Genomic DNA, 1,282 nt, shown 5'->3' on the forward strand with positions numbered 1-1,282 from the left:
GGGGTCTGAGGGCCAATGGAACGAAAACGTACGCTAAGGAAATAACCAATTGTTATAATTGATATTATTCATTCTTCTCTATGAACTGAAAGCCCGCACTAAGCAATGTTTTAGCCTCAAATGACTTTTTTACCTACCCAACTAACGTAACGATCGCACATCAGGTCGTTTTTCAACCGCATAGTGACACCTGCACTCACATGCGAGAAAACACATATGATTTTGACTTCTTGTTTTGGTGGAGAGACAATACCCATTCATAGCAGGAGTACATAATGCCAGAAATTGCATCCCTACAACTTTTCAAAATACTATCTGATGAAACCCGCCTGGGTATCGTGCTACTGCTCAGGGAGATGGGGGAGCTGTGCGTATGCGATCTCTGCACAGCGCTGGAACAATCACAACCCAAGACCTCCCGCCATCTGGCGATGCTTCGGGAAAGTGGCCTGTTGCTGGATCGCAAGCAGGGGAAATGGGTTCATTATCGCTTATCCCCGCATATTCCTTCCTGGGCTGCCCTGGTGATTGAGCAGGCCTGGTTAAGTCAACAGGACGACGTACAGGCCATCGCCCGTAAGCTGGCATCGGCCAACTGCTCTGGCAGCGGTAAGGCTGTTTGTATCTAAAAATTTTGCCTGTACATATATGTTTTTACGAATATGAGGTGTTAAAGATGAAAATGTTAACGGTGTTTGATCCGGCGATGTGCTGCAGTACCGGCGTTTGTGGTTCAGATGTCGATCAGGTTTTGGTCAATTTTTCTGCTGATGTGCAATGGCTGAAAGGGCGTGGGGTTCAGATCGAACGTTATAACCTGGCGCAGCAGCCTATGAGCTTCGTTGAGAACGAAAAAGCGAAAGCATTCCTTGAGGCTTCTGGAGCTGAAGGGCTTCCGCTGCTGTTGCTTGATGGTGAAACGGTGATGGCCGGGCGATACCCAAAACGCGCTGAACTGGCTCGCTGGTTTGGTATACCGCTGGAAAAGGTGGGTTTAGCTTCCACCAGTTGCTGTGGTGGTAAAACTTCCTGTTGTTGAGTATGTCAGGAGGACATATGAAATTCTTAGAGAATATCCCGTCTTACCTGTTTTTCACCGGTAAGGGAGGTGTAGGCAAAACTTCGATTTCCTGCGCAACGGCTATACGTCTGGCTGAACTGGGAAAGCGTGTTCTGCTTGTCAGTACCGACCCGGCTTCCAATGTCGGTCAGGTATTCGATCAGACTATCGGTAACACTATCCAGCCCGTGACTGCTGTGTCTGGTCTTTCGGCTCTGGAGA

3 protein-coding genes are annotated in these 1,282 nt (G+C 48.4%); all 3 read left to right on the top strand.

All coding sequences use genetic code 11. The features are described 5' to 3' along the window. The first annotated feature begins 275 nt into the window (after window positions 1–275). Window positions 276–629 (top strand): As(III)-sensing metalloregulatory transcriptional repressor ArsR, encoded by a 354-nt coding sequence (arsR, locus tag F9C28_RS19950; RefSeq protein ID WP_001114073.1) that lies wholly within the window; start codon window positions 276–278, stop codon window positions 627–629. 47 nt (window positions 630–676) lie between these two features. Then, window positions 677–1,039, top strand: a complete 363-nt coding sequence (gene arsD / locus F9C28_RS19955) for an arsenite efflux transporter metallochaperone ArsD (protein ID WP_000783215.1) — start codon at window positions 677–679, stop codon at window positions 1,037–1,039. Between the two features lie 17 nt (window positions 1,040–1,056). After that, on the top strand, window positions 1,057–1,282 hold a 226-nt coding region (locus F9C28_RS19960), incomplete at its 3' end, for an ArsA-related P-loop ATPase (RefSeq protein WP_199016971.1).

Origin of the sequence: Shimwellia pseudoproteus (assembly GCF_016415625.1) — a bacterium.
GTDB lineage: Bacteria > Pseudomonadota > Gammaproteobacteria > Enterobacterales > Enterobacteriaceae > Shimwellia > Shimwellia pseudoproteus.

Coding starts and splice junctions, on each gene's coding strand:
- arsR (WP_001114073.1), top strand. CDS start 276: ATGCCAGAAATTGCATCCCTACAACTTTTCAAAATACTATCTGATGAA.
- arsD (WP_000783215.1), top strand. CDS start 677: ATGAAAATGTTAACGGTGTTTGATCCGGCGATGTGCTGCAGTACCGGC.